Source organism: Frigoribacterium sp. Leaf415 (assembly GCF_001424645.1).
Taxonomy (GTDB): Bacteria; Actinomycetota; Actinomycetes; order Actinomycetales; family Microbacteriaceae; genus Frigoribacterium.
Genome location: NZ_LMQR01000001.1, coordinates 659,428 through 680,013 on the forward strand (window position 1 = coordinate 659,428; position 20,586 = coordinate 680,013).

At 71.4% G+C, this 20,586-nt stretch carries 18 protein-coding genes; 13 read left to right on the forward strand and 5 right to left on the reverse strand.

The annotated features are described in order from the left end of the window. The first annotated feature begins 72 nt into the window (after positions 1 to 72). The 6 genes from frr (at position 73) to ASG28_RS03120 (ending at position 4,221) form a co-directional block, all read left to right on the forward strand. Positions 73 to 591, forward strand: a complete 519-nt coding sequence (gene frr / locus ASG28_RS03095; RefSeq protein WP_054145670.1) for a ribosome recycling factor — start codon at positions 73 to 75, stop codon at positions 589 to 591. Continuing rightward, positions 591 to 1,589, forward strand: coding sequence for a phosphatidate cytidylyltransferase (locus ASG28_RS03100; RefSeq protein WP_082454296.1), 999 nt, complete (start codon positions 591 to 593; stop codon positions 1,587 to 1,589). The genes frr and ASG28_RS03100 overlap by 1 nt, the downstream gene beginning before the upstream one ends. A gap of 63 nt (positions 1,590 to 1,652) precedes the next feature. Next, a complete protein-coding gene (locus ASG28_RS03105; RefSeq protein ID WP_055976778.1) occupies positions 1,653 to 2,207 on the forward strand; it encodes a DivIVA domain-containing protein in 555 nt (184 codons plus the stop codon). Between the two features lie 194 nt (positions 2,208 to 2,401). Beyond that, a complete protein-coding gene (locus ASG28_RS03110) occupies positions 2,402 to 3,133 on the forward strand; it encodes a transglycosylase SLT domain-containing protein (RefSeq protein ID WP_235477499.1) in 732 nt (243 codons plus the stop codon). 48 nt (positions 3,134 to 3,181) lie between these two features. After that, the gene (locus ASG28_RS03115; RefSeq protein ID WP_043596338.1) at positions 3,182 to 3,481 is read left to right on the forward strand and encodes a hypothetical protein; all 300 of its coding nucleotides are present in this window, start codon (positions 3,182 to 3,184) and stop codon (positions 3,479 to 3,481) included. Then, entirely contained in the window at positions 3,478 to 4,221 is a 744-nt protein-coding gene (locus ASG28_RS03120) for an alpha/beta hydrolase (RefSeq protein WP_235477500.1), read from the forward strand. The genes ASG28_RS03115 and ASG28_RS03120 overlap by 4 nt, the downstream gene beginning before the upstream one ends. Positions 4,222 to 4,288: 67 nt before the next feature. Here the strand turns inward: ASG28_RS03120 and ASG28_RS03125 are convergent, their stop codons facing one another. After that, positions 4,289 to 5,347 carry an AI-2E family transporter gene (locus ASG28_RS03125; protein WP_055971909.1) on the reverse strand — a complete coding sequence of 353 codons (1,059 nt, stop codon included), beginning with the start codon at positions 5,345 to 5,347 and terminating at the stop codon, positions 4,289 to 4,291. Positions 5,348 to 5,420: 73 nt separating this feature from the next. After that, positions 5,421 to 7,304: a hypothetical protein gene (locus ASG28_RS03130; protein WP_157485624.1), complete on the reverse strand. Its 1,884-nt coding sequence runs from the start codon at positions 7,302 to 7,304 to the stop codon at positions 5,421 to 5,423. Positions 7,305 to 7,545: 241 nt separating this feature from the next. On the opposite strand from ASG28_RS03130, the gene ASG28_RS03135 reads away from it, so the two are divergent. Together ASG28_RS03135 and ASG28_RS03140 are read left to right on the forward strand one after the other, a co-directional pair. Beyond that, positions 7,546 to 9,348 (forward strand): hypothetical protein, encoded by a 1,803-nt coding sequence (locus tag ASG28_RS03135; protein ID WP_055971915.1) that lies wholly within the window; start codon positions 7,546 to 7,548, stop codon positions 9,346 to 9,348. Further along, positions 9,345 to 10,352, forward strand: coding sequence for a tetratricopeptide repeat protein (locus ASG28_RS03140; protein WP_055971918.1), 1,008 nt, complete (start codon positions 9,345 to 9,347; stop codon positions 10,350 to 10,352). The genes ASG28_RS03135 and ASG28_RS03140 overlap by 4 nt, the downstream gene beginning before the upstream one ends. A gap of 78 nt (positions 10,353 to 10,430) precedes the next feature. On the opposite strand, the gene glgB is transcribed toward ASG28_RS03140, so the two are convergent. Then, entirely contained in the window at positions 10,431 to 12,671 is a 2,241-nt protein-coding gene (glgB, locus tag ASG28_RS03145; RefSeq protein WP_082454298.1) for a 1,4-alpha-glucan branching protein GlgB, read from the reverse strand. 10 nt (positions 12,672 to 12,681) lie between these two features. Then, positions 12,682 to 14,682 carry an alpha-1,4-glucan--maltose-1-phosphate maltosyltransferase gene (locus ASG28_RS03150; RefSeq protein ID WP_082454300.1) on the reverse strand — a complete coding sequence of 667 codons (2,001 nt, stop codon included), beginning with the start codon at positions 14,680 to 14,682 and terminating at the stop codon, positions 12,682 to 12,684. Between the two features lie 412 nt (positions 14,683 to 15,094). On the opposite strand from ASG28_RS03150, the gene ASG28_RS03155 reads away from it, so the two are divergent. From ASG28_RS03155 to ASG28_RS03175, 5 genes are all read left to right on the forward strand, one after another. Continuing rightward, complete coding sequence (locus tag ASG28_RS03155; RefSeq protein WP_054145598.1) at positions 15,095 to 15,673, forward strand: alternate-type signal peptide domain-containing protein; 579 nt, start codon at positions 15,095 to 15,097, stop codon at positions 15,671 to 15,673. Between the two features lie 155 nt (positions 15,674 to 15,828). Continuing rightward, positions 15,829 to 16,428, forward strand: a complete 600-nt coding sequence (locus ASG28_RS03160) for a TasA family protein (RefSeq protein WP_157485625.1) — start codon at positions 15,829 to 15,831, stop codon at positions 16,426 to 16,428. Continuing rightward, entirely contained in the window at positions 16,425 to 17,348 is a 924-nt protein-coding gene (locus ASG28_RS03165) for a hypothetical protein (protein WP_157485626.1), read from the forward strand. The genes ASG28_RS03160 and ASG28_RS03165 overlap by 4 nt, the downstream gene beginning before the upstream one ends. Next, positions 17,345 to 18,274, forward strand: a complete 930-nt coding sequence (locus tag ASG28_RS03170; protein ID WP_157485627.1) for a hypothetical protein — start codon at positions 17,345 to 17,347, stop codon at positions 18,272 to 18,274. The genes ASG28_RS03165 and ASG28_RS03170 overlap by 4 nt, the downstream gene beginning before the upstream one ends. Further along, positions 18,271 to 18,855, forward strand: coding sequence for a signal peptidase I (locus tag ASG28_RS03175; protein WP_055971930.1), 585 nt, complete (start codon positions 18,271 to 18,273; stop codon positions 18,853 to 18,855). The genes ASG28_RS03170 and ASG28_RS03175 overlap by 4 nt, the downstream gene beginning before the upstream one ends. A gap of 32 nt (positions 18,856 to 18,887) precedes the next feature. On the opposite strand, the gene ASG28_RS03180 is transcribed toward ASG28_RS03175, so the two are convergent. Continuing rightward, positions 18,888 to 20,561 carry an ABC transporter family substrate-binding protein gene (locus ASG28_RS03180; RefSeq protein WP_055971932.1) on the reverse strand — a complete coding sequence of 558 codons (1,674 nt, stop codon included), beginning with the start codon at positions 20,559 to 20,561 and terminating at the stop codon, positions 18,888 to 18,890. Positions 20,562 to 20,586: the final 25 nt, after the last annotated feature.

The window sequence follows — 20,586 nt, forward strand, 5'->3', positions numbered from 1 at the left end:
TAAACTCGACCGCGAACCGAACAAGGAGCACCAGTGGCGATCAACGACGTACTCACCGAGACGCGCGAGAAGATGGACAAGGCGCTCGACGCCGCCAAGAACGACTTCGGCACGGTGCGGACCGGCCGCATCAACCCGGCTCTGTTCCAGAAGATCCCGATCGACTACTACGGCACGCCGACGCCGCTGGCCCAGCTCGCCTCGCTGCAGGTGCCCGAGGCGCGCACGATGATCGTCACGCCGTACGACAAGACGGCCCTCAAAGAGATCGAGAAGGCCATCGCGACCTTCCCGAACCTCGGGGCCAACCCGACGAACGACGGCACCATCGTCCGCGTCACGATCCCCGAACTGACGCAAGAGCGTCGCAAAGAGTTCGTCAAGCTCGTCCGCAGCAAGGGCGAGGACGCCAAGGTCCAGGTGCGCAACGTCCGTCGCAAGTCGAAAGAGGCGCTCGACGCGCAGAAGACCGAGGTCGGTGACGACGAGGTCGCTCGTGCCGAGAAAGAACTCGAGTCGATCACCAAGGGCTACATCGACTCCATCGACGACGCGCTGAAGAAGAAAGAAGCGGAGCTGCTCGAGGTCTGATGAGACAGCGACCCGACGGCGCCGGCCCCGACGACTCGTCACCGGCTCAGAAGAGTACCCTCGGCAGCCGCCGTGCCGACTTCGACGCTCGTGCGCAGGCGGCACGGCACGACATCGAGAACCAACTACGGGCCGGCAAGGCACGCCTCGACTCGCGCAACGAGAAGTTGACGGCGCGCACCGGTCGCAATCTGCCGGCCGCCATCGCCGTGGGCGTGCTCCTCGGGGCGGCGGTGCTGCTGAGCCTGATCTTCGTCAAGGCGTTCTTCATGATCGTGGCCGCGGCCCTGATCGGCTCGTTGTGCTTCGAGCTCGCCAGCGCCCTCCGCTTCGCCGGCCGCGACGTGCCCCGCCTGCCGAGCGTCCTGGCCGGTGTGGCGGTGGTCCCCGCGGCCTTCTACGGGGGAGCCGGCGGCCAGTGGGCCGCTCTCGTCGGCGGCATCGTCGTCGTCTCGCTGTGGCGCCTGGTCGAGACGGCCCGTCCTTCGCACCGAGCCGGCGCCTCCTCGCTCGGTCGCGACCTGGGTGCCGGGGCGTTCGTCCAGATCTACTGCTCGTTCCTCGGCAGCTTCATGGTGCTCATGGCCGCCCGCCCCGACGGCCAGTGGTGGACGCTGTCGGCGCTCATCGTCGTGATCGCGGTCGACACCGGCGCCTACGCGACCGGGCTCAACTTCGGCAAGCACCCGATGGCTCCCCGCATCAGCCCGAAGAAGACCTGGGAAGGCTTCGCCGGCTCGGTGGCCGCCAGCCTCGTCGCGGCCGTGCTGCTGTCGGTCTTCCTGCTCGACGAGCCGTGGTGGTTCGGTTTCTTCTTCGGCGGCGTCATCATCGTGACGGCCACCATCGGCGACCTGTCCGAGTCGCTCATCAAGCGGGACCTCGGCATCAAGGACATCAGCACCTGGTTGCCCGGTCACGGCGGTTTCCTCGACCGGCTGGACAGCACGCTGCCGTCGGCCGCCGCGGCCTACGGTCTCTACCTGCTCTTCGCCTAGGGGCTCGCCGCCGAGGGTGACGGGCCGCGCGTCCAGCGGCTTGCCATCGGGCCATGCGGCATGATGGTGGCCGTGAGCAGCACATTCCCGATCGTTCCCAAGGGCAAGCGGGGTTACGACGTCGACGAGGTCGACGCGTTCCTGGACGAGGCCCGCAAGGCCTACGCCGGCGACACCAGCCTCGGCATCGACTCCGCCCGCATCCGACGCACGGCCTTCGGGTTGACCAAGAACGGGTACTCGACGGCACACGTCGACGCCGCGCTCGAACGTCTCGAGGACGCCTTCGCCAGTCGCGAGCGTGAACGGGCGGTCTCGTCGGGGGCCGAGTCCACGTGGTTCTCGACGGCGCGGTCCGGGGCCGAGGACATCGTGGCCCGGCTCGAGCGACCGCAGGGTCACCGGTTCGACCGGGTCGGCATCCTCACGACGGGCTACCACCCGCGAGACGTCGATCGCCTCACCCGTCGCCTGCACGGCTACTTCACCGACGGCCGCCCCCTCAGCATCGACGACGTCCGGGCATCGGTCTTCCGGGCCAAGCGCGGCGGCTACCGAGAGAGCCAGGTCGACCTGCTGCTCGACACGGTGGTCGACGTCATGCTCGCCGTCCGCTGACGTCCACGGCCTCTGCCTCGCACGGCGGCGGGCTGCATCCCGACACGCTGACGCGTCGTCCCTGGCCCTCCGGCGTCTCATCGGTTACCCTGGACGAACTCATGGGCAGGCACGCAGCGAATCCGACCCCCGGTCCCTCTCGACGAGAGCACCCGGCCGCGGTCGAAAGACCCTCGACCCGTCGACGCGTCCGCGTGCCGGCTTCGCAGAGTGTCGTCCGTCGTCCCGCAGCCGGTCCGCTCGCGTTCACCGGCCCCGCCCGTGACACCGCCTCGGCCGCTCGTCGACCGGGCGTCCCGCGACGGGTCGTCCTGCCTCTCGTCGGTTTCTGTGCGTCGTTCGCCTTCGTGTCGGCATCCCTGGTCAGCCCGCTGGCCGGTGCCGAGGCCGCGACGACCGTTCCCGGCGCCGCATCCGTGCTGACCGCCCCCGGCCAGACCCTCACCGTCGCCGGTGCCGCCGTCACGGTCGCCGACCGAGACGCGTACGGCGTCACCGAATACGTCCCGCCGCCGCCTCCGCCCGTCGTGGTGGCCGAGACCGAGAAGCCCGAGGCCTCCTCGAGTGCGACGTCCGGCGCGGCCAAGAAGTCCTCTGCTGCTCCGGTGGCGGGTACGCCCGACCCGGGCAGCGCCAAGGCCGTCGCCGCAGAACTCGTGGCCGCTCGTGGCTGGGGTTCCGACCAGTACGACTGCCTCGTGTCCCTGTGGCAGAAAGAGTCCGGCTGGAACGTCTACGCGTCCAACCGGTCGAGCGGTGCGTACGGCATTCCGCAGGCTCTGCCCGGCAGCAAGATGGCTTCCGTCGGCGCCGACTGGCAGACCAACCCGGCGACGCAGATCACCTGGGGGCTCAACTACATCGGTGGTCGCTACAGCACACCGTGTGGTGCCTGGGCCCATTCCGTCGCCAACAACTGGTACTGACCCGTCGCACGGCCCTCGACCCCGAGGGCCGTTGCTACGCTGGTGGTCATGCCCCGCAGCAACCGCTCCCGTCGCTCCCGCGACCGGCGTGAGGCCGACGAGGCGTACGACATCAGCCGTGCCTCGTTCGGCGGTCTGACGGTCGAGACCAAGCACGGGCGTTCGTTCAACGTGCAGTCGGTCTCGGCGTCGTCGGCCGTCAAAGAATACGTCTGCCCCGGCTGTTCGCTGGGCATCGCTCCCTCGACACCGCACGTCGTGGCGTGGCGCGCCGACGGGCTCTTCGGTGCCGAGGACGACCTGGCGGCGCGCCGCCATTGGCACACCCACTGCTGGAGGATCTCGTGACGACCCCCGACACCGACGCCCTCGACATCCGCGGGGGAGTCCTGCTGCCCGCGCGCCGCGAAGACGTCGAACTGCACACCGGCGACGGTCTGACGTTGGTGGGCGAGTTGAGCCTCCCGGCGGACCGTGAGCCCGTCGGCACGATCGTCGCGCTGCACCCCCTGCCCACCGCCGGTGGGTTCATGGACTCCCACGTCATCCGCAAGGCCGCGGCGCGCCTGCCGGCCCTGGCCGACCTCGCCGTGCTGCGGTTCAACTTCCGCGGGGTGTCATCCCCCCGCGGGCGGTCCGAGGGTGAGTTCGGCGAGGGAGTGGCCGAAGCGGCCGACCTCGCCGCCGCCGTGGCCTTCGTGTGTGATCGGGGTCTGCCCACCCCGTGGTTGGTGGGCTGGTCGTTCGGCACCGAGGTCGCTCTGAAGCACGGTCTCGACGTCGAGGTGGCGGGCGTCGTCCTGCTGTCTCCACCCCTGCACCGCACGTCCGATGCCGAGCTCGCGGCCTGGCACGGCTCCGGGCGGCCCGTGGTCGCCGTCGTGCCCGAGTTCGACGACTACCTGCGGCCCGACGAGGCGCGACGACGGTTCGCCCTCGTGCCCGAGGCCGAGGTCGTCGCCGTCGAGGGCGGCAAGCACCTCTGGGTCGGCGAGAAGCAGACCAGCCGCGTGCTGACCGAGATCGTCGGCCGGGTCGCCCCCGGTGCCCTGCCGCTGCCGTCCACCTGGCCACCCCGCGCCTCCTGACGGCACGGCTGCCGGACGGCGGCCCGCGTCGCCGACCGTGGAGCACGGCGGGCGGGTGTGATGCGCCTCAGAGCTGGTTCTGGCGCGGCACGTAGACCTCGCGGATGATCAGCAGGATCGACGCGGCGACCGGGATGGCGATGAGGGCGCCGAGCACGCCCAGCAGCGTGCCCCCGACGAGGGCGGCGATGACCACGATCACGCCCGGGACGCGGACCGCCCGACGCATGATGCGCGGACTCAGCAGGTAGGCCTCGACCTGCATGTAGACGAGGTAGTAGACGGCTGCGGTGACCCAGGTGGCCGGTGACTGGGGCAACAGAGCGATCTGCGCCAGCACGATGATCGCCGACCCGCTGATGGTGCCGACGAGGGGGATGATCGAACCGAGGAACGCGATGAACGCGAAGACGGCCGGCTGTTGGGCACCGATGATGGTGAGGAACACGAAGCTGAGGATGCCGTTGAGCGCCGCGAGCGTGAACTGCCCGATGACGTACCGACCCACCGATTGGCTGATCTGTTCGGAGATGTCGACGAACGTGGCACGCTTCGAGGCCGGGACGAGCTGGTACAGGGCGCGCTTGACGCTGTTGATCGACGAGGTGAAGTAGATCGTCAGGATGACCACGACGACCGTGCCGAAGAGACCGTTGCCGATCGCGACGCCGACGGCGAGGACTCCGCCGCCGATCGTGACGACGTTGTCGGGGTTGGTCAGGAAGTCGACGATGGAGTCGAGCGCGTTCTGCACGTCGAAGACGTTCTGCGGGACGAGTTCTTGCAGGTTGTCGACGAACTGCTGGGTGGTGACGCTCTGGAGGTACGAGGTCAGCGCCTCGATCAGGCTCGTGGTCTGCTGGACGATGACGGGCACGATCGCGAAGACGACGCCGACGAAGGCGCCGACCACCGCCACGAGGACGATCACGATGGCGATGCCCCGGGGCACCCGGCGCTTCTCGAGCCACGAGACGATCGGGTCGAGACCCAGCGAGATGAACAGGGCCGCGCCCACGTAGGTCAGGATCGTCGAGAGTTGGCCGACGGCGCCCCCGATCACGAGGGCGACGAGCACGCCCAGGCCCGCGAGCAGACCGATGCGGAACGGGTTGTGGATCTTCACGGGCGGGCTCCTGTCGACGGCGCGGGCCGGTCGAGGCCACGGCGGCACCGACTGCCCGACACGGCCTGTCGTCCTACTCTGGCGTACCGCCGCCGACTTGTCCGATCATGCCACGCAGGTTCTCGAAGTAGTCGGCGACGGCGTCGCGTTCGCGCGTGATCTCGGCGAGACGCTCCTCGGCGTCGCCGACGATGTCGTCGGCCCGCTGCTGGGCGTCGGCCAGGATCGACCGCGAGCGTTCGTCGGCGTTGGTGAGGACCTCGTGGGCCGTCTCGTCGGCGTCCGTCCGCGTCGTGCGGGCGTACTCGTTCGCGCTGCGCTCGAGCTCGTCGGCCTCGCGCCGCACGTCGGTGGCGCGACGGGTGGCCTCGGCGAGCTGTTCGGCCGCCGAGTCGAGCAGCTCTTGGGTCTCGGCGACGGCTTGCTGGTGTCGCTGCGTGAGCTCGACCTCGGCCTCGTCGCGACGGGCGAGCAGCTCGACCTCGAGGTCGGCCCGTCCCTGGTCGACGTCGCGACGCAGGTCGGCCGTGGCCCGCTCGCGGTCGGCTTCGAGCCCGGCCCGGACCCGGACGTCGTCGGCGGCCAGCCGGGCGCGCTGGGCCTCGGTCTCGTCCGCCAGGGCGGCACGGGCCTCGGCGGTCTCGGCGGCGAGTTCGGCGCGGGCCTGCTCGATCTCGGACGCGAGTTCGGCCCGCCGGTCGGCGTCCTCGCGGGCGAGACGGTCGGCCTGCGCCTCGCTCTCGCGGGTGAGGCGCTCGTCGGTCTCGACGGTGACCCGCTCGATGCGTTCGCGTGACGTGGTCTCGGCGAGGTCGAGATCGTCGCGGCGACGCCGGGTCTCGCGGTCGAGCTCGGTGCGGGCGTCACCCACCTCTTTCTCGAGTTCGGCACGGCCCTGCGCGATCTCGGCCGCGAGGCGGTCGCGACCGGTGGCGATCTCGCGCTCGAGCTCGACCCGGGTGGACTCGACCTCGTCGGTGAGGTCGGCACGGGTGGCGTCGACGTCGCGGGCGAGGAGCGCCCTGGTCTCGGCGACCTCGTGGGCGAGCTCGGCGCGGGCCGCGGCGACGTCGCGCTCGAGTTCGGCGCGCTGGGCCGCGACGTCGTCGGCCAGCTCGGCGCGGGCGGCCGTGATCTCGCGCTCGAGCTCGGCGCGGCGGGCGCCGACCTCGGCGTCGAGGTCGGCACGGGTGGTCTCGTCGAGCCGGGCCAGCTCGGCGCGGACCGTGACGCCCTCGCGGTCGAGGTCGGCGCGCTGGCGCTCGGAGTCGCTCTCGAAGACGGCTCGGGCCTCGCGCGTGTCGGCGGCGAGCGTCTCGGCCTCGTCGCGGGCCTCGGCGAGGTCGCGGGCGACCGAGGCCCGCTGTTCGGCGACCTCGTGCTCGACCTCGGCCCGCAGCGCGGCGGCCTCACGTCGCGCCGTCGACACGTTCTGGGCGGCCTCGGTCGCCGCCGAGCCGCGGATCGAGATGGCGTCGCGCTGCGCCTCTTGCAGCAGGTCGCGTGCCTCGGCCTTGGCGCGCGCGACCAGACGGTCGGCGTCGGCGGTGGACTCGGCGACCTGCGCCGCGGCACGGCCCCGGGCGTCGTCGAGCACGGCCGCGGCCCGCTCGGTGGCGTCGTCGAGCAGACGCTTCGCCTCGGACGTGGAGGACGAGCGCAGGGCCTCGGCGTCGATGTCGGCCTGGCTGATCAGGAGGGTGGACTGCTGTTCGGCCAGGCGGAGGGTCTGCTCGAGCTTGCTGCCGAGGCCCGAGTACGTGGGGGTGCCGGCCTCTTCGAGTTCGGCACGGATCTCGTCCACCCGCTGTTGGAGGAACGCGACCTCGCTCGCCCGGTCGGCCCGGTCGGCGTTGGCCTTGATGAGCTCGCGCCGCAGGTCGCCGAGCACGCGGTCGACCTCGTCCTTGCGGTAGCCCCGGAGTTCAATGCCGAAATCGGCTTCGTCAGCGGCCACGGTGTCTCCTTCGGTGCAGGGTTCGGGCCAGGGGAGCGCGGCCCGCGACACGATGCTAGTGGGAGGCCCTCGACGGACGCCGACCGACGGGTTAGGCGCCTCTCAGTCTCGTCGGATACGCTGAGCCGTCTTAAATTCTGCTGCCGCGCCCGGCCTCCTGGCCAGGCTCGTGCGAGGCCCGTCGTCGACCACGACGGTTCCTGGCGCCCCGACCGGGATGGTGGCTCGGAGGGAGAGAAACGTGCGTTTCATCGTCGCAGTCGTCGTCGTCGTCCTGGCGGCGGTGATGGTGGCGTTGGGCTTCGCCCAACGCACCGTCTTCGCGCCCCCGCCGAGCGTGTCGTCCCAGGTCGACACCAGCGACTCCGACGCGACCGTCACGGTCGTCCCGGCCTCGGCGCTGCACGGCCACGACGGGCGTCAGACGGTGTCGGTCTCCGGTGGCGACACCGCGTTCGCCGCTTACGGCCGCACGTCCGACGTGCTCGGCTGGGTGGGTGACGCGAGCTACAACGAGGTCGAGTACGACGAGACCACCGGCGAACTCGCCAGCCGCACGGTGGCCGGCGACACCGCCGAGGTCCCCGACCCGACCGACTCCGACCTCTGGTTCGACCAGTTCACCGGCAGCGACCTCACCTTCTCGCTCGACGCACCCGACGACGTCTCGCTCGTCATCGTCTCGGACGGCACGCAGCCGGCCCCGGCCGACGTCCGCATCACTTGGCCTCTCTCCACCGCGACGCCCCTGGCCGGCCCGCTGATCGTCGGCGGCCTCGTGGTCCTGCTGATCGGCATCGGCCTGTACGTCTGGGCGATCCTGCACCACCGCCGCACGCGCGGCCCGCGTCGACGCTCGGGCGACGGGAAGCGACCCCGCCTGTCGCGCCGGGCCGGCCGCAAGGCGGTCAAGGCGCTCGACGCCGCCGGCACGGAGACGCTCGCACCCGGCCGTGGTCGGGCCCGCGGCATCCGTCGGTTCGTCGCCGTCGCGCCGATCGTGCTGGTCTCGTCGCTCGCCCTGTCGGCGTGCACCGCCGACTACTGGCCCCAGCAAGCGCCCTCGGCGGGTTCCGACTCGGCCACCCCGACCCCGACGCCCACCTCGACCGACGGCACGGAACCAGGTGACACGGGCAACGCGCTGCAGCCCCCCGTGATCAGCGTCGCCCAGGCGAAGCGCATCGTCGAACGCATCTCGGCGACGGCGACCGAGGCCGACGCCTCGCTGAACGCCGACCTCGCGGCCACCCGCTTCACAGGTCCGGCCCTCGAACAGCGCCAGGCGAACTACACGATCCGTTCCAAGGACGCCGCGGCCGCCGCCCCCCTGGCCATCCCGACCGGCACCGTCACGCTCACGCTGCCGCAGCAGGCCGACTCGTGGCCACGGTCGGCGTTCGTCGTCGTGCAGGACGCCGACACGAGCGTCGCACCCGTCGCCCTCACGCTCGAACAAGAGACCGCCCGAGACCCGTACAAGGTCGAGTACGCGGTCAGCCTCCAGACGCAGACCCCCCTGACGGTCGCCCCCGCGTCGATCGGCGCCGCCAGGCTCTCGCCCGACGTCAAGCTGCTCAAGCTCCAGCCCGACCAGCTCGCCGAGGCCTACGGCGACATCCTGCGCAACGGCGACGAGAGCCAGTATGCCGCCCAGTTCCAGACCGACGGCGACACCCTGCGCGAGAAGATCGGCAAGGGCTACAAGGACGCCAAGCGTGCGGCCCTGCCGACCACCGCGTCGATCGACTACACGTCGCAGGCCGACGACGAGACCCCGGTCGCGTTCGCCACCAACGACGCCGGAGCCATCGTCTCGGTCGCGTTGAACGAGATCGAGACCGTCAAGCCGACGGCCACCGGCGCCAAGGTCAACCCCGAGGGCACCGTCAAGACCCTGCTGGGCCTCGACGAGTCGTCGAAGGGCATCGAGGCGACCTACGGCGTCGAGCTCCTGTTCTCCGTCCCGCCCGTCGGCAGCGACGACCCGATCGTCCTGCTCGGTTTCAGCCAGGCCCTCACCTCTGCCAAGGAGCTGCCATGACCAACCTTCCCCCCGTCCCCGCGGGTCTCCGCGGCGCCGTCGACCTCTCGTCGCTCGTCAACCGCCCGCCGGCCCCGGCCCCGGCCGGCCCGTCCGACGGGTCGCACGTCGAAGGCGCGACCGCAGGAGGCGCGGGTGGCGCCCCGGCCCCGGCCGCCGGTCAGGTCGCGGTGCCGGGCCTCGTGCTCGACGCGACCGACGCCACCTTCACGCAGGTCCTCGAGATCAGCAACACCGTCCCGGTGATCGTCGACCTCTGGGCGGAGTGGTGCGGCCCGTGCAAGCAGCTCTCGCCGGTCCTCGACAAGCTGGTCGGCGAGTACGCCGGCCGCCTGCTGCTCGTGAAGGTCGACGTCGACGCCAACCCCCAGTTGACGCAGGCCTTCCAGGCCCAATCGATCCCGGCGGTCGCCGCGGTGATCGGCGGCCGGCCCGTCCAGCTCTTCGTCGGGGCCTTGCCCGAGGCCCAGGTGCGCGACGTCTTCGAGCAGGTGCTCGAGCTCGCCGCGCAGAACGGCGTGACCGGCACGGCGGTGGTCGACGGCGCCCCGGCGGGCGAGGCCGACGAGGTCGAGCCCGAGCCGGAGCCGCTGCCCCCGCACCACCAGGACGCCTACGACGCGATCGACCGGGGGGACTACGCCGCGGCGATCACCGCCTACAAGACCGCCATCGCGCAGGACCCTCGTGACCAGCTCGCCGTGGCCGGTCTCGCCCAGGTGTCGTTGCTCGAGCGGCTGCAGGGCGCGTCGCTGGCCGACGTCCGGGCGGCGGCCGCGGCCGCCCCCACCGATCTCGGCGCCCAGCTCGACGTGGCCGACCTCGACCTCAGCGGTGGGCACATCGACGACGCCTTCGACCGTGTGCTGACCGTCTTCCCTTCGCTCGACCCCGAGGGGCGTGACGCCGCCCGGGCCCGCCTGCTCGAGTACTTCGAGATCGTCGGGGTGGACGACCCCCGGGTGGCGACCGCCCGCCGTCGTCTGGCGATGCTGCTGTACTGAGCCGCGCCTCCTGCGTGAGCGACGGAACCCCCGCGACCCGGAAGGGTGGCGGGGGTTCCGTCGTGGAGGGGCCGTGGCTCAGCGGCGCAGCTTGAGCCAGACGACGCCGAGCGGCGGCAACTGCACGTCGGCCGCGGCGGGGCGTCCGGCCCAAGGGTCGTCGGTCGCGGTGACGCCGCCGAAGTTGCCGACACCCGAACCGCCGTAGACCTCGGCGTCGGTGTTGAGGATCTCGTCCCACCGGCCGGCCTCGGGCAGGCCGAAGCGCATGCGCACCGGTTCACCCGAGAAGTTCGCCAGGACGGCGACCGAGTCGCCCGAGCCGGACTTGCGGAGGAACGCGACGACGCTGTGCTGGGCGGCGCCGCCGTCGATCCACTCGAAGCCGTCGGTGTCGAAGTCGTGCGCCCAGAGCGCCGGCTCGTCGCGGTACACCTCGTTGAGGCGCGACACGAGTCCGTGCAGCCCCTGGTGCGCCGGCTGGTCGAGGATCCACCAGTCGAGCCCTCGTTCTTCGCTCCACTCGCCGGGCTGCCCGAACTCGCTGCCCATGAAGAGCAGCTGTTTGCCGGGGTGGCCCCACATGTACGCGAGGTAGGCGCGCAGGTTGGCGAGCTTCTGCCACTGGTCGCCGGGCATCTTGGTGAGCAGCGACCCCTTGCCGTGCACGACCTCGTCGTGGCTGATCGGCAGCATGAAGTTCTCGCTGAACGCGTACACGAACGAGAAGGTGATCTCGCCGTGGTGGTGCGAGCGGTAGAGCGGGTCCTCGGCGACGTAGCCGAGGGTGTCGTGCATCCAGCCCATGTTCCACTTGATGCCGAAGCCGAGGCCGCCCTCGCTGGTCGGGCGGGTGACGCCGGGCCAGCTCGTGCTCTCTTCGGCGATCATGACGATGCCGGGGTGGCGTTTGTAGGCCGTGGCATTGGCCTCCTGCAGGAAGCTGATCGCCTCGAGGTTCTCGCGTCCGCCGAACTCGTTCGGCAGCCACTCGCCCTCGTTGCGGCTGTAGTCGAGGTAGAGCATCGAGGCGACGGCGTCGACGCGCAGCCCGTCGATGTGGAACTCCTCGAGCCAGTAGAGGGCGTTCGAGACGAGGAAGTTGCGCACCTGCGAGTCGCCGAAGTTGAAGACCAGCGTGCCCCAGTCGGGCTGTTCGCCGCGGCGCGGGTCGGAGTGCTCGTAGACGGCGCGGCCGTCGAACTTCGCGAGGGCCCACTCGTCCTTCGGGAAGTGGCCGGGCACCCAGTCCATGATCACGCCGATGCCGGCCTGGTGGAGGCGGTCGATCAGGTAGCGCAGGTCGTCGGGGCTGCCGAAGCGGCTGGTCACGGCGTAGTAGCCGGTGACCTGGTAGCCCCACGAGCCGCCGAAGGGGTGCTCGGCGAGCGGCATGAACTCGACGTGGGTGAAGCCGAGCTCGCCGACGTACTCGATCAGCTGGTCGGCCAGTTCGCGGTAGTTCAGCCCCGGGCGCCACGAGCCGACGTGCAGCTCGTAGACGCTCATCGGGCCGGCGTGGACGTCGTTCTCGGCGCGGGAGGCCATCCAGGCGTCGTCGGCCCAGGCGTGGGCGGCCTTCGTGACGACCGAGCCGGTGAGCGGCGGCACCTCGGAGGTGCGCGCCATCGGGTCCGCGCGCTCGACCCAGACGTCGTCGGGGGTGAGCACCTCGTACTTGTAGATGCCGTCCGTGACGCCGGGCACGAAGAGCTCCCAGACGCCGTTGCCGTCGAGACGGCGCATCGCGTGCCGCTCGCCGTTCCAGCCGTTGAGGTCGCCCTTCACGCGGACGGCACGGGCGTGCGGCGCCCAGACGGCGAAGGAGGTGCCGGTGACGCCCTCGTGCTGGCGCACGTGGCTGCCGAGCATCTTCCAGAGCTGCTCGTGGCGGCCCTCGCCGAAGAGGTACAGGTCGAACTCGGTGACGGTGGGGGCGAAACGGTAGGGGTCGTCGGAGACCCACGCCGCGCCTCCTTGGTAGGTCGCCTCGATCGTGTACGCGCCGACCGGCTCGCTCGTGACGCCCTGCCAGAGGCCGTGGGCCACGTGCTCGAGCGTGAGGGACGACCCGGAGGCGCCGGTCACGGTGACCGTCTCGGCCAGCGGTCGGACGACGCGGACGGCCGTGCGGCCGGCTCGGGGGTGCGCGCCGAGGACGGCGTGCGGGTGGCCGTGGGTGCCGGTGGCGGCGGAGAAGACCTCGTCGTCGCCGAGGGAGAACAGGCCGTCGGCGTCGCTCGCCACGGCGGGGTCGACCCGGGTGTCGGTGCCCTGGTCGTGGCCGGCGTCGGGGCCGGTCGGGGGAGTGGTGGTCATCGGGTCGCTCCTACGGGGCTCGGTTGAGGTCGACGGAGAGGACGTGCACCGGTTCGACGAAGGCGTCCAGTCGGACGTAGTTGTCGTCGCCCCAGGTCCACGACTGACCGGTGATGAGGTCGCGCACGGTGTAGGTGCCACCGGGCTGCAAACCGAACTTCGTGACGTCGAGGTGGACGGTCGTCTCGCGCGCGGAGTGCGGGTCGACGTTCGCGACGACGATGATGCCGTCGGCGCGTCCGCTGCGGGTGTGCGCACGGGACAGGTACTTCGAGAAGACGAGGATCGACTCGTCGTCGCTCGAGTGGATCTCGAGGTTGCGCAGCTGACGCAGGGCCGGGTGGGAGGCGCGGATGCGGTTGAGCTGCGTCAGGTACGGCGCCAGCGATGCCCCGGCCTCTTCGGCGGCGGCCCAGTCGCGGGGCTTGTACTCGTACTTCTCGTTGTCGATGTTCTCTTCGCTGCCCGGTCGCGCCACGTCCTCGAAGAGCTCGTAGCCCGAGTAGACGCCCCAGGTCGGCGAGGCCGTCGCGGCGATCGCGGCACGGATCTTGTAGGCCGCGGGCCCACCGAACTGCAGGTAGGGCGTCAGGATGTCGTGCGTGTTGACGAAGAAGTTCGGGCGCAGCCAGGCGCTCGTCTCCTTCGACAGCTCGTCGAGGTACTCCTCGAGCTCCCACTTCTCGTTGCGCCAGGTGAAGTACGTGTACGACTGGTGGAACCCGACCTGCGCCAGCGCCTGCATCATGGCCGGCTTCGTGAACGCCTCCGAGAGGAAGACCACCTCGGGGTTCGTCTGCCGGATCTCGTGCAGCAGCCACTCCCAGAAGCGCACCGGCTTGGTGTGCGGGTTGTCGACGCGGAAGATCGTGACGCCGAGCTCGATCCAGTGCCGCACGATGCGCAGCACCTCGCGGCTCACGCCCTCGTAGTCGTTGTCGAAGTTCAGGGGGTAGATGTCCTGGTACTTCTTGGGCGGGTTCTCGGCGTAGGCGATCGTGCCGTCGGGCAGGGTCGTGAACCATTCGGGGTGCTCGGTGACCCAGGGGTGGTCGGGCGAGCACTGCAACGCCAGGTCGAGGGCGAGCTCGAGGCCGGCGTTCTTCGCGGCGTCGACGAACCAGCGGAAGTCGGCGACGGTGCCGAGGTCGGGGTGCACCGCGTCGTGCCCGCCGTCGGCCGAGCCGATGGCGTAGGGCGAGCCCGGGTCGGCCGGGCCGGCGGTCAGCGAGTTGTTCGGCCCCTTGCGGAACGTCGTCCCGATCGGGTGCACGGGCGGGATGTACACGACGTCGAAGCCCATGCGGGCGATGGACGGCAGGCGGCGGGCCGCGGTGCGGAACGTCCCGCTCTTCCACGTGCCGTCGGCCTGCTTGCGGGCGCCCTCGCTGCGGGGGAAGAACTCGTACCAGCTGCCGAGGCCGGCGCGGCTCCGCTCGACGCGGAGCGCCTCGGGGGCGCTGCGGGTGACGAGGCTCGCGAGCGGCTTCACCAGCAGCACCGCGGCGAGGCGCGGGTCGGTGGCGACGCGGAGGCGCGAGGCGGGGGAGAGGGCGGGGTTCGCGAGCGCCTTGGCCGCGTCGCGGATGAGGGTCGTGTCGGGGTACTCGTCGACGGCGTCCGTCAGCAGCCGACTGCCGAGGGCGAATGTGACCTCGACGTCGAGCCCGGCCGGCACCTTGATCTCGGCCGCGTGCAGCCACGTGGCCCAGTCGTCGGTGTAGGCCTCGACCTGCCAGGCCCAGTCGCCCTCGGTCTCGAGCTGCACCTGGGCCGTCCACCGGTCGGTGCCGGGGATGCCGGCGACCATGCGGTGCCGGGTCTCGGCGCCCTCGGGGTCGATCGTGACGAGGTCGGCCCCGATCAGGTCGTGGCCCTCGCGGAAGACGGTCGCCCCGAAGGTGACCACCTCGCCGGAGAAGGCCTTCGTCGGGAACACTCGGTCGGGTGTCGTCGGGGTGAGGCCCGTGATGGGGATCCGCCCGACTCTGGGTTCGTATGCTGTCGCCACGCTGTCGACCGTACCCGGTCTGGCCCGCCCGGTCCCGACCCGGACACGACCCGGGCCCTGGTCGGGGCGCCGGGGGCGGATCGGGGTGCAGATCGCGTCTTTCGGGGTACAAACCGGTGTCCACCCTGTCGCCGACAGACGTCACGGTCCGTTTTGTCCCCCCAACTGGGTGCATGCATCGGCATGGATGGCCTGTCGGCACTTTGGGGGACCGCGTAATGTCGGATCTGTCGTCGCGGCCTGCCCGCCCGAAGAACCCGAACTCCTCGAGAGCCCGGCGCCCGACGACACCGATCGGCCGCCCGACCCGGAGCCGACAGCCCCTGCAGCGCCGTGTGCCACCCCGACGTCGACCCGACCGACGGTGCACGGCGGTGCTCGAGCGCGCCTCGGCGCGCGGAACAGGACCCACATGAACAAGCTCGTCAAGGGTGCCGTCGCCGGTGCCGCCGGCATCGCCCTCCTCCTCGGTGGCGCCGGGACCTTCGCCCTCTGGAACGCCAGCACCGAGGTCAACGCCGCCAGCGTCGCCTCGGGCACCCTCTCGCTCGCCCAGTCGTCGGCGGGCAGCTGGACCGACGTCACGAACGGCCGGAGCACGGCCCTGACGACCGCCCAGGTCGCCGCCTACAAGATCGTCCCCGGCAGCAAGCTGCAGTTCACGCAGCCGATCACCATCGCCGCCTCGGGCAACGACCTGCGGGCCGACCTCACCTACGACGCGGCTTCGGTCACCGGCAGCCTGAAGCCCTACGTGACGAACACGCTGACCCTCTCGACCGCCGCCGGCGCCACGACCCTGCCGTCCGGCGTCACCGCGGGCAGCACGGCCGGCAGCTACGTCGTCGCCCCCGTGTCCGCCGGGAGCACCTCGGCCGTCGTGACCTTCGTCGTCGAGCTGCCCTCGACGGTGTCCGACGCCGCCAGCCAGGGCGGCACGCTCGACCTGAGCAAGCTGACCTTCACGCTCAAGCAGCGCGCCATCGCGTAGCGGGTGCCGGTGGCCCGACGGCCGCCGCACCCCGCCTCACCGACCGGTGACCGGACCGCACCCGACGCGGTCCGGTCGCCACCTCCCGTCCCGCCCGCCCGACCAGGGGCTCACGGGCCACCGCATCGCACGACCGACCACCAGGGGGTGAGACGTTGACCGGACAGCCCGGCGGACGCGCGCGTCATCGCTCTCCCGAGCGCGCCTCCTCGTCCCGTCGTCCGCTGCGCTCGCTCTGGGCGGGGACGGCCGTCGTGGCCGGGGCGGTCGCCGTCGGGCTCGTGGCGACCGGCGGGACGTACGCGCTGTGGAACTCCGCGGTCGCCCCCACGGCCGTCACGGTCGCGTCGGGCACGGCGGGACTCTCGGTCGGCAGCGTCAAGGCACTCGACACGTCCGCCCTCGGCCCCGGCGGCGCGACCGCGGGCACGTTCACCGCGACCAACACGGGGTCGGTCGGCCTGTCCATGCGGGTCGCGGCGGGGACCACCACGGCATCGGCGACCGCCCTGCCCGGTGAGCTGACCGTGAAGCTCGCGGCCGTCACGAAGTCGGCGGACTGCGTCGCCGGCGTCGGCGGGTACTCCGCTCGACCCTCGGCGTTCGACACCGGCAGCGGCTACTTCACGCTGCCGGCCGGTGCCACCGCGACCGGGTGCGTCGTCGTCACCCTCGACTCGGACGTCCCCGCGACCCTGCAGAACCAGACCTCGTCGATCGGGCTCGTCCTGACCGGGACGCAGGTGGCCCCGTGACCGGGCGCCGCGTCGTGACGGGCCCACGGCCCCGGTCCGGTGTGCGATCGGCCCTGGCCGTCGTCGTCGTCGGCGTGATCGTCGGCGTCGCGCTGGCCTCCGGAGGGGCGGCCTCGGCGCTCTGGACGGCGTCCGCCACCCTCACCGAGAAGGTCGCGACCGGCGCCGTCGGGCTCACGGCCGGAACCGTCGACGGTCTGCAGGCCGACTACTCCGGATCGACCCGGTCGCTCACGGCGCCGTGGACCTTCACGAACTCGGGCACGGTCGCGGCCACGTACTCGACGCGCGGCAGCCTGAGCTCGGGCAGCTCCGCCGACCTCGCCGCGTCGATCGCCGTCGTCGGCTGGCCGGTGTCCGCGGCGTCCGCTTGCACCTCGACGGCGGCCGTCGGCTCGGGGAGCGTCAGCGGCACCTGGTCGGCCGTGCCGAACCTGTCGGGCACGCTCGCGAGCAAGGCCAGCGCGACCTGGTGTCTCCGCACCTCGATCGCGACCTCGTCGCCCACCGGACGCGTCAACCCGGTCCTCACCGTGTCGCTGGCCGCCGGATCGTGGACCGCGACCCCGCAGGACCGCCGCATCGTGCAGAACAACACGATCGTCCCCGCGCAGACCGCGGTCTGCCGCACCGACGGCGAGGCCTACGCGTGGCTCGACTTCGACCCCTCGACCCGCGCGACCGCGACCCGCTACGCGACCTACGTCGGCAGCACCCGGGTCTCGAACAACGAGCAGACCGGCGACTACCCGCACTTCGCGTTCACCCGCGACAACGTGCCGAAGGACCCCTTCGGCGACGGCCTGATCAGCGTCGACATCCGAGTGATGGTCGACGGCCAGCCGACCGACCTCATGGCCGTGGGCACGCTCAAGGTGGTCTACGACCAGTACGGGACGAGGAACATCCAGTGCGGGTGACCGGCGGCCGGGCGGTCGCGGTCGTCGTCGTCGCCACCGTCGCGGTGCTCGTCGCCACCGCCGGCGTCCTGTCGGCCGCGGCTCCCGCCACGGCCGCCGCCGCACCCCGCCTGATGGTCAGCGGCGACGGCGAGCACTGGCAGGGCCGCCTCGACTCGGCGCTGTTCGGCGACGACCTGCGGCTCGTCCCCGGGGCGAGTACGACGGGCACCTTCTGGGTGAAGAACCTCTCGAGCGAGCCGGCCGCGCTCAGCGCCCGCCTCGTCGACCTCACGACCTCGTCGCCCGCCTTCGCCGAGGCGGTCACGGTCAGCTCGCACTCCGACCTCGACGTCGGCGACCTGCCGCCTGTCACCCTGGCCGGTGACGGCTGCACCCCCGTGCTCGCGCCCGTCCGGCTCGCCGCGGGGCAGGAGGTGCCGGTCACCGTCTCGGTCGCCCTCGACGGTTCCGCTGCCGACGGCACCGGCGACCAGACCCTCGACTTCGGCGTGCTCGTCACGCTCACCGGGCTGGCCGGGGCGGCCGTGCCGGCGGGGTGCGCGTCGGCCGGGACCGCCGGTGCGGCGGACGCGGGCGCGGACACGGAGGCGAATGCGGACACGAGCGCAGGAGGCGCGGGGGGCGACCGCGTCTCGAGCGCGACGATCGAGGCGGTGACGACCCGCGCCTCCTCGGCTGGTGAGGCCGGCGGGGCGGCGTCCTCCGTCGGCGACGACTCCTCGGGCGGGACCACCGACGCGTCGGGCACGGACACCGAGCTGCCCGTCCACGCCCTCGACGTGCTCGACGACTTCGTGCCCGTGCCGTTGCGCGGCAGCTGGCTGCCGCTGCTCATCGCCGCGATCGCCGTGCTGGCGGGCGCGTTCGTGGCGGTCGGACGCCGCCGCCCGGACGACGACGAGACCGTGGGGGAGCAGCCGTGAGCGGCCGCCGCGCCGCCGTGCGGGAGAAGGGCCTGCTGCACGCGCTCGGCCTCGGCCTCAGTGCGGGGCTGTTCGTCCTCGTGCTCGGGCTCGCGACGGTGCTGATCGTCGTGCCGAAGGCCGCGGGGGCCACCCCGCTGACCGTGCTGACCAGTTCGATGGAGCCGCGGCTGCCCCCGGGCACCCTCATCGTGGTGAAGCCGACCCCGGCCGACGAGATCCGGATCGGCGACGTCGTGACCTACCAGATCGAGAGCGGCCGGCCCGAGGTGATCAGTCACCGGGTGATCGAGATCGTGTCGTCGTCGGACGGCGGCACCGCGTTCGTGACCAAGGGCGACAACAACTCCGAGCCCGACGAGGCCGCCGTGCTGCCCGAGCAGGTGCGCGGCACGCTGTGGTACTCGGTGCCGTGGCTCGGGTTCGTCAACCAGGTCGTGAACGGCGACGCCCGGTCGTGGATCGTGCCGCTGTTGGCGATCGCGCTGCTCGGCTACGCGGGCTACTCCCTGGCCACCGGCCTGGTGGAGGCGCAGCGTCGGCGGGCGCGGACGCGGAAGGCCCGCCCGGCCCCGCGCTGAGCGAGGGGCCGGACGGGCCTCGGGCGGTGCTCCTACTTCGTGAAGCCGACGACCGTCCAGTCCACGTCGCTCGCACCGGCGCGGGCGCCGAAGTTCGCGAGCTTCGGGCTCTGGAACGAGATGTACGGCGCCTGGATGATCGGCATCGAGTGCCCGATCTCCCAGATCTTCTCGTCGGCCTGGTTGTACAGGTCGGCGGCCTTCTCGGGGTCACCCTCGGCGACGGCCTGGCTGAGCAGGTCGTCGATCTCGGGGCTCGAGACACGACCGTAGTTCTGACCCTGCTCGTCCGAGTTGTAGATGCTGACGCCGGACGCCTGGTAGCCGGTGCCGGCCCAGACGAAGATCGTCATGTCGTAGTTGCCCGGGGTCACGTTGTCCTCGAAGAACGAGTCGACGCTGACGGCGTTGATCGTCAGCTTGATGCCGACCGCGGCGAGCTGGCTCTGCATGACCTCGGACAGCTGCTGCGAGATGGGCGTGCCGGACGGGATCGTCACGGCGATCTCGAGCTGCTTCCCGTCCTTCTCGAGCACGTCGCCGTTCAGCTCCCACCCGTCGTCGGCCAGGATCTTCTTCGCCTCGTCGACGTCGTAGTTCCCGGCCTCCTTCGCGTTGTCCTGGTACGCGCCGTCGGTGCTGAGGAAGAGGTGGTTGTTCAGCGTGGTCAGCTCGTAGGGCAGGGTGCCCGTGATGACCTTGCCGAGCGCCTCACGGTCGACCGCGTGCTGGATCGCCTGACGGATCTTCTCGTCGGCGAGGATGCCCTTGGTGCTGAAGTCGACGTGGGTGTACCGAGCCGAGGGTGCCGCCCGGATGTCGGTGTTCTTCGCGTCCTTGAGGCGGTCGTAGCGCTCCGACGAGTTGCCCGTGACGAAGTCGATCTCGCCGTTCAGGTAGGCGTCGACGTCGGCGTCGCTGTCGAGAGCGCGGAAGACCACGGAGTCCAGCTTCGGTGCGTCGCCCCACCAGGCCTCGTTGGGCACGATCGTCACGGTCTGGGCGGTCGTGTCGATCTTCTGGACCTTGTAGGGGCCACCCGAGACCGGGAGGGTGTCGACGTAGGCCGTGTTGAAGGCGTTCGGGTCGTTGTAGAGGCTGGCCGGGTAGAGCGGGGCGAACATGCTCTTCCAGTCCGAGAAGGGCTCGGCGTAGGTCACGACGACCTGCTTGTCGCTCGAGCCCGCCTCGACGGAGGCCATGCGGTCGGGGCCGAGCGTGCTGCCCACCAGGTACTCGGGGTTCGAGCCGTCGAGTGCGGTCTTCCAGGCCTGGAAGTCGGCGACCGTGATCGGGGTGCCGTCGCTCCACACCGCGTCGGGGTTGATGTCGTAGGTCACGACCAGCGGGTCCTCACTGGTGGCCTCGGCGCTCGTGACGAGGTTCTCGTCGATCTGCGCGACGCCCTTCTCGTCGATGCGGAACGGTTGGGGCAGCACGGCGCTCTCGATCAGCGAGGCGTCGGCCAGGGCGCCGTCGAGCTGGCCGTAGTTCCACTGCGAGGGCAGCTGGCTGAGGGGCAGCGTCAGCGTGCCGCCCTGCTCGACGTCGGCTGCCGCGGTGGCGTTGATGTCGCCGTCGGGGGACAACTGGCCGTTCTTCGCGGCTCCGTCGCCGTCGTTGCCGCCGCCGCCGCTGCACGCCGTGACGACGAGAGCGATGCTGACGAGGCCGGCCGCGAGGCCGATCTTCTTCGTGATCTTCATGGCACTCCGAACTGAAGGGTGGTGA

What these genes read in the sequence shown, in the direction of transcription:
- frr (WP_054145670.1), top strand. Translation starts at nt 73, where the DNA reads ATGGACAAGGCGCTCGACGCCGCCAAGAACGACTTCGGCACGGTGCGG.
- ASG28_RS03100 (WP_082454296.1), top strand. Translation starts at nt 591, where the DNA reads ATGAGACAGCGACCCGACGGCGCCGGCCCCGACGACTCGTCACCGGCT.
- ASG28_RS03105 (WP_055976778.1), top strand. Translation starts at nt 1,653, where the DNA reads ATGGTGGCCGTGAGCAGCACATTCCCGATCGTTCCCAAGGGCAAGCGG.
- ASG28_RS03115 (WP_043596338.1), top strand. Translation starts at nt 3,182, where the DNA reads ATGCCCCGCAGCAACCGCTCCCGTCGCTCCCGCGACCGGCGTGAGGCC.
- ASG28_RS03140 (WP_055971918.1), top strand. Translation starts at nt 9,345, where the DNA reads ATGACCAACCTTCCCCCCGTCCCCGCGGGTCTCCGCGGCGCCGTCGAC.
- glgB (WP_082454298.1), bottom strand. Translation starts at nt 12,671, where the DNA reads ATGACCACCACTCCCCCGACCGGCCCCGACGCCGGCCACGACCAGGGC.
- ASG28_RS03155 (WP_054145598.1), top strand. Translation starts at nt 15,095, where the DNA reads ATGAACAAGCTCGTCAAGGGTGCCGTCGCCGGTGCCGCCGGCATCGCC.
- ASG28_RS03180 (WP_055971932.1), bottom strand. Translation starts at nt 20,561, where the DNA reads ATGAAGATCACGAAGAAGATCGGCCTCGCGGCCGGCCTCGTCAGCATC.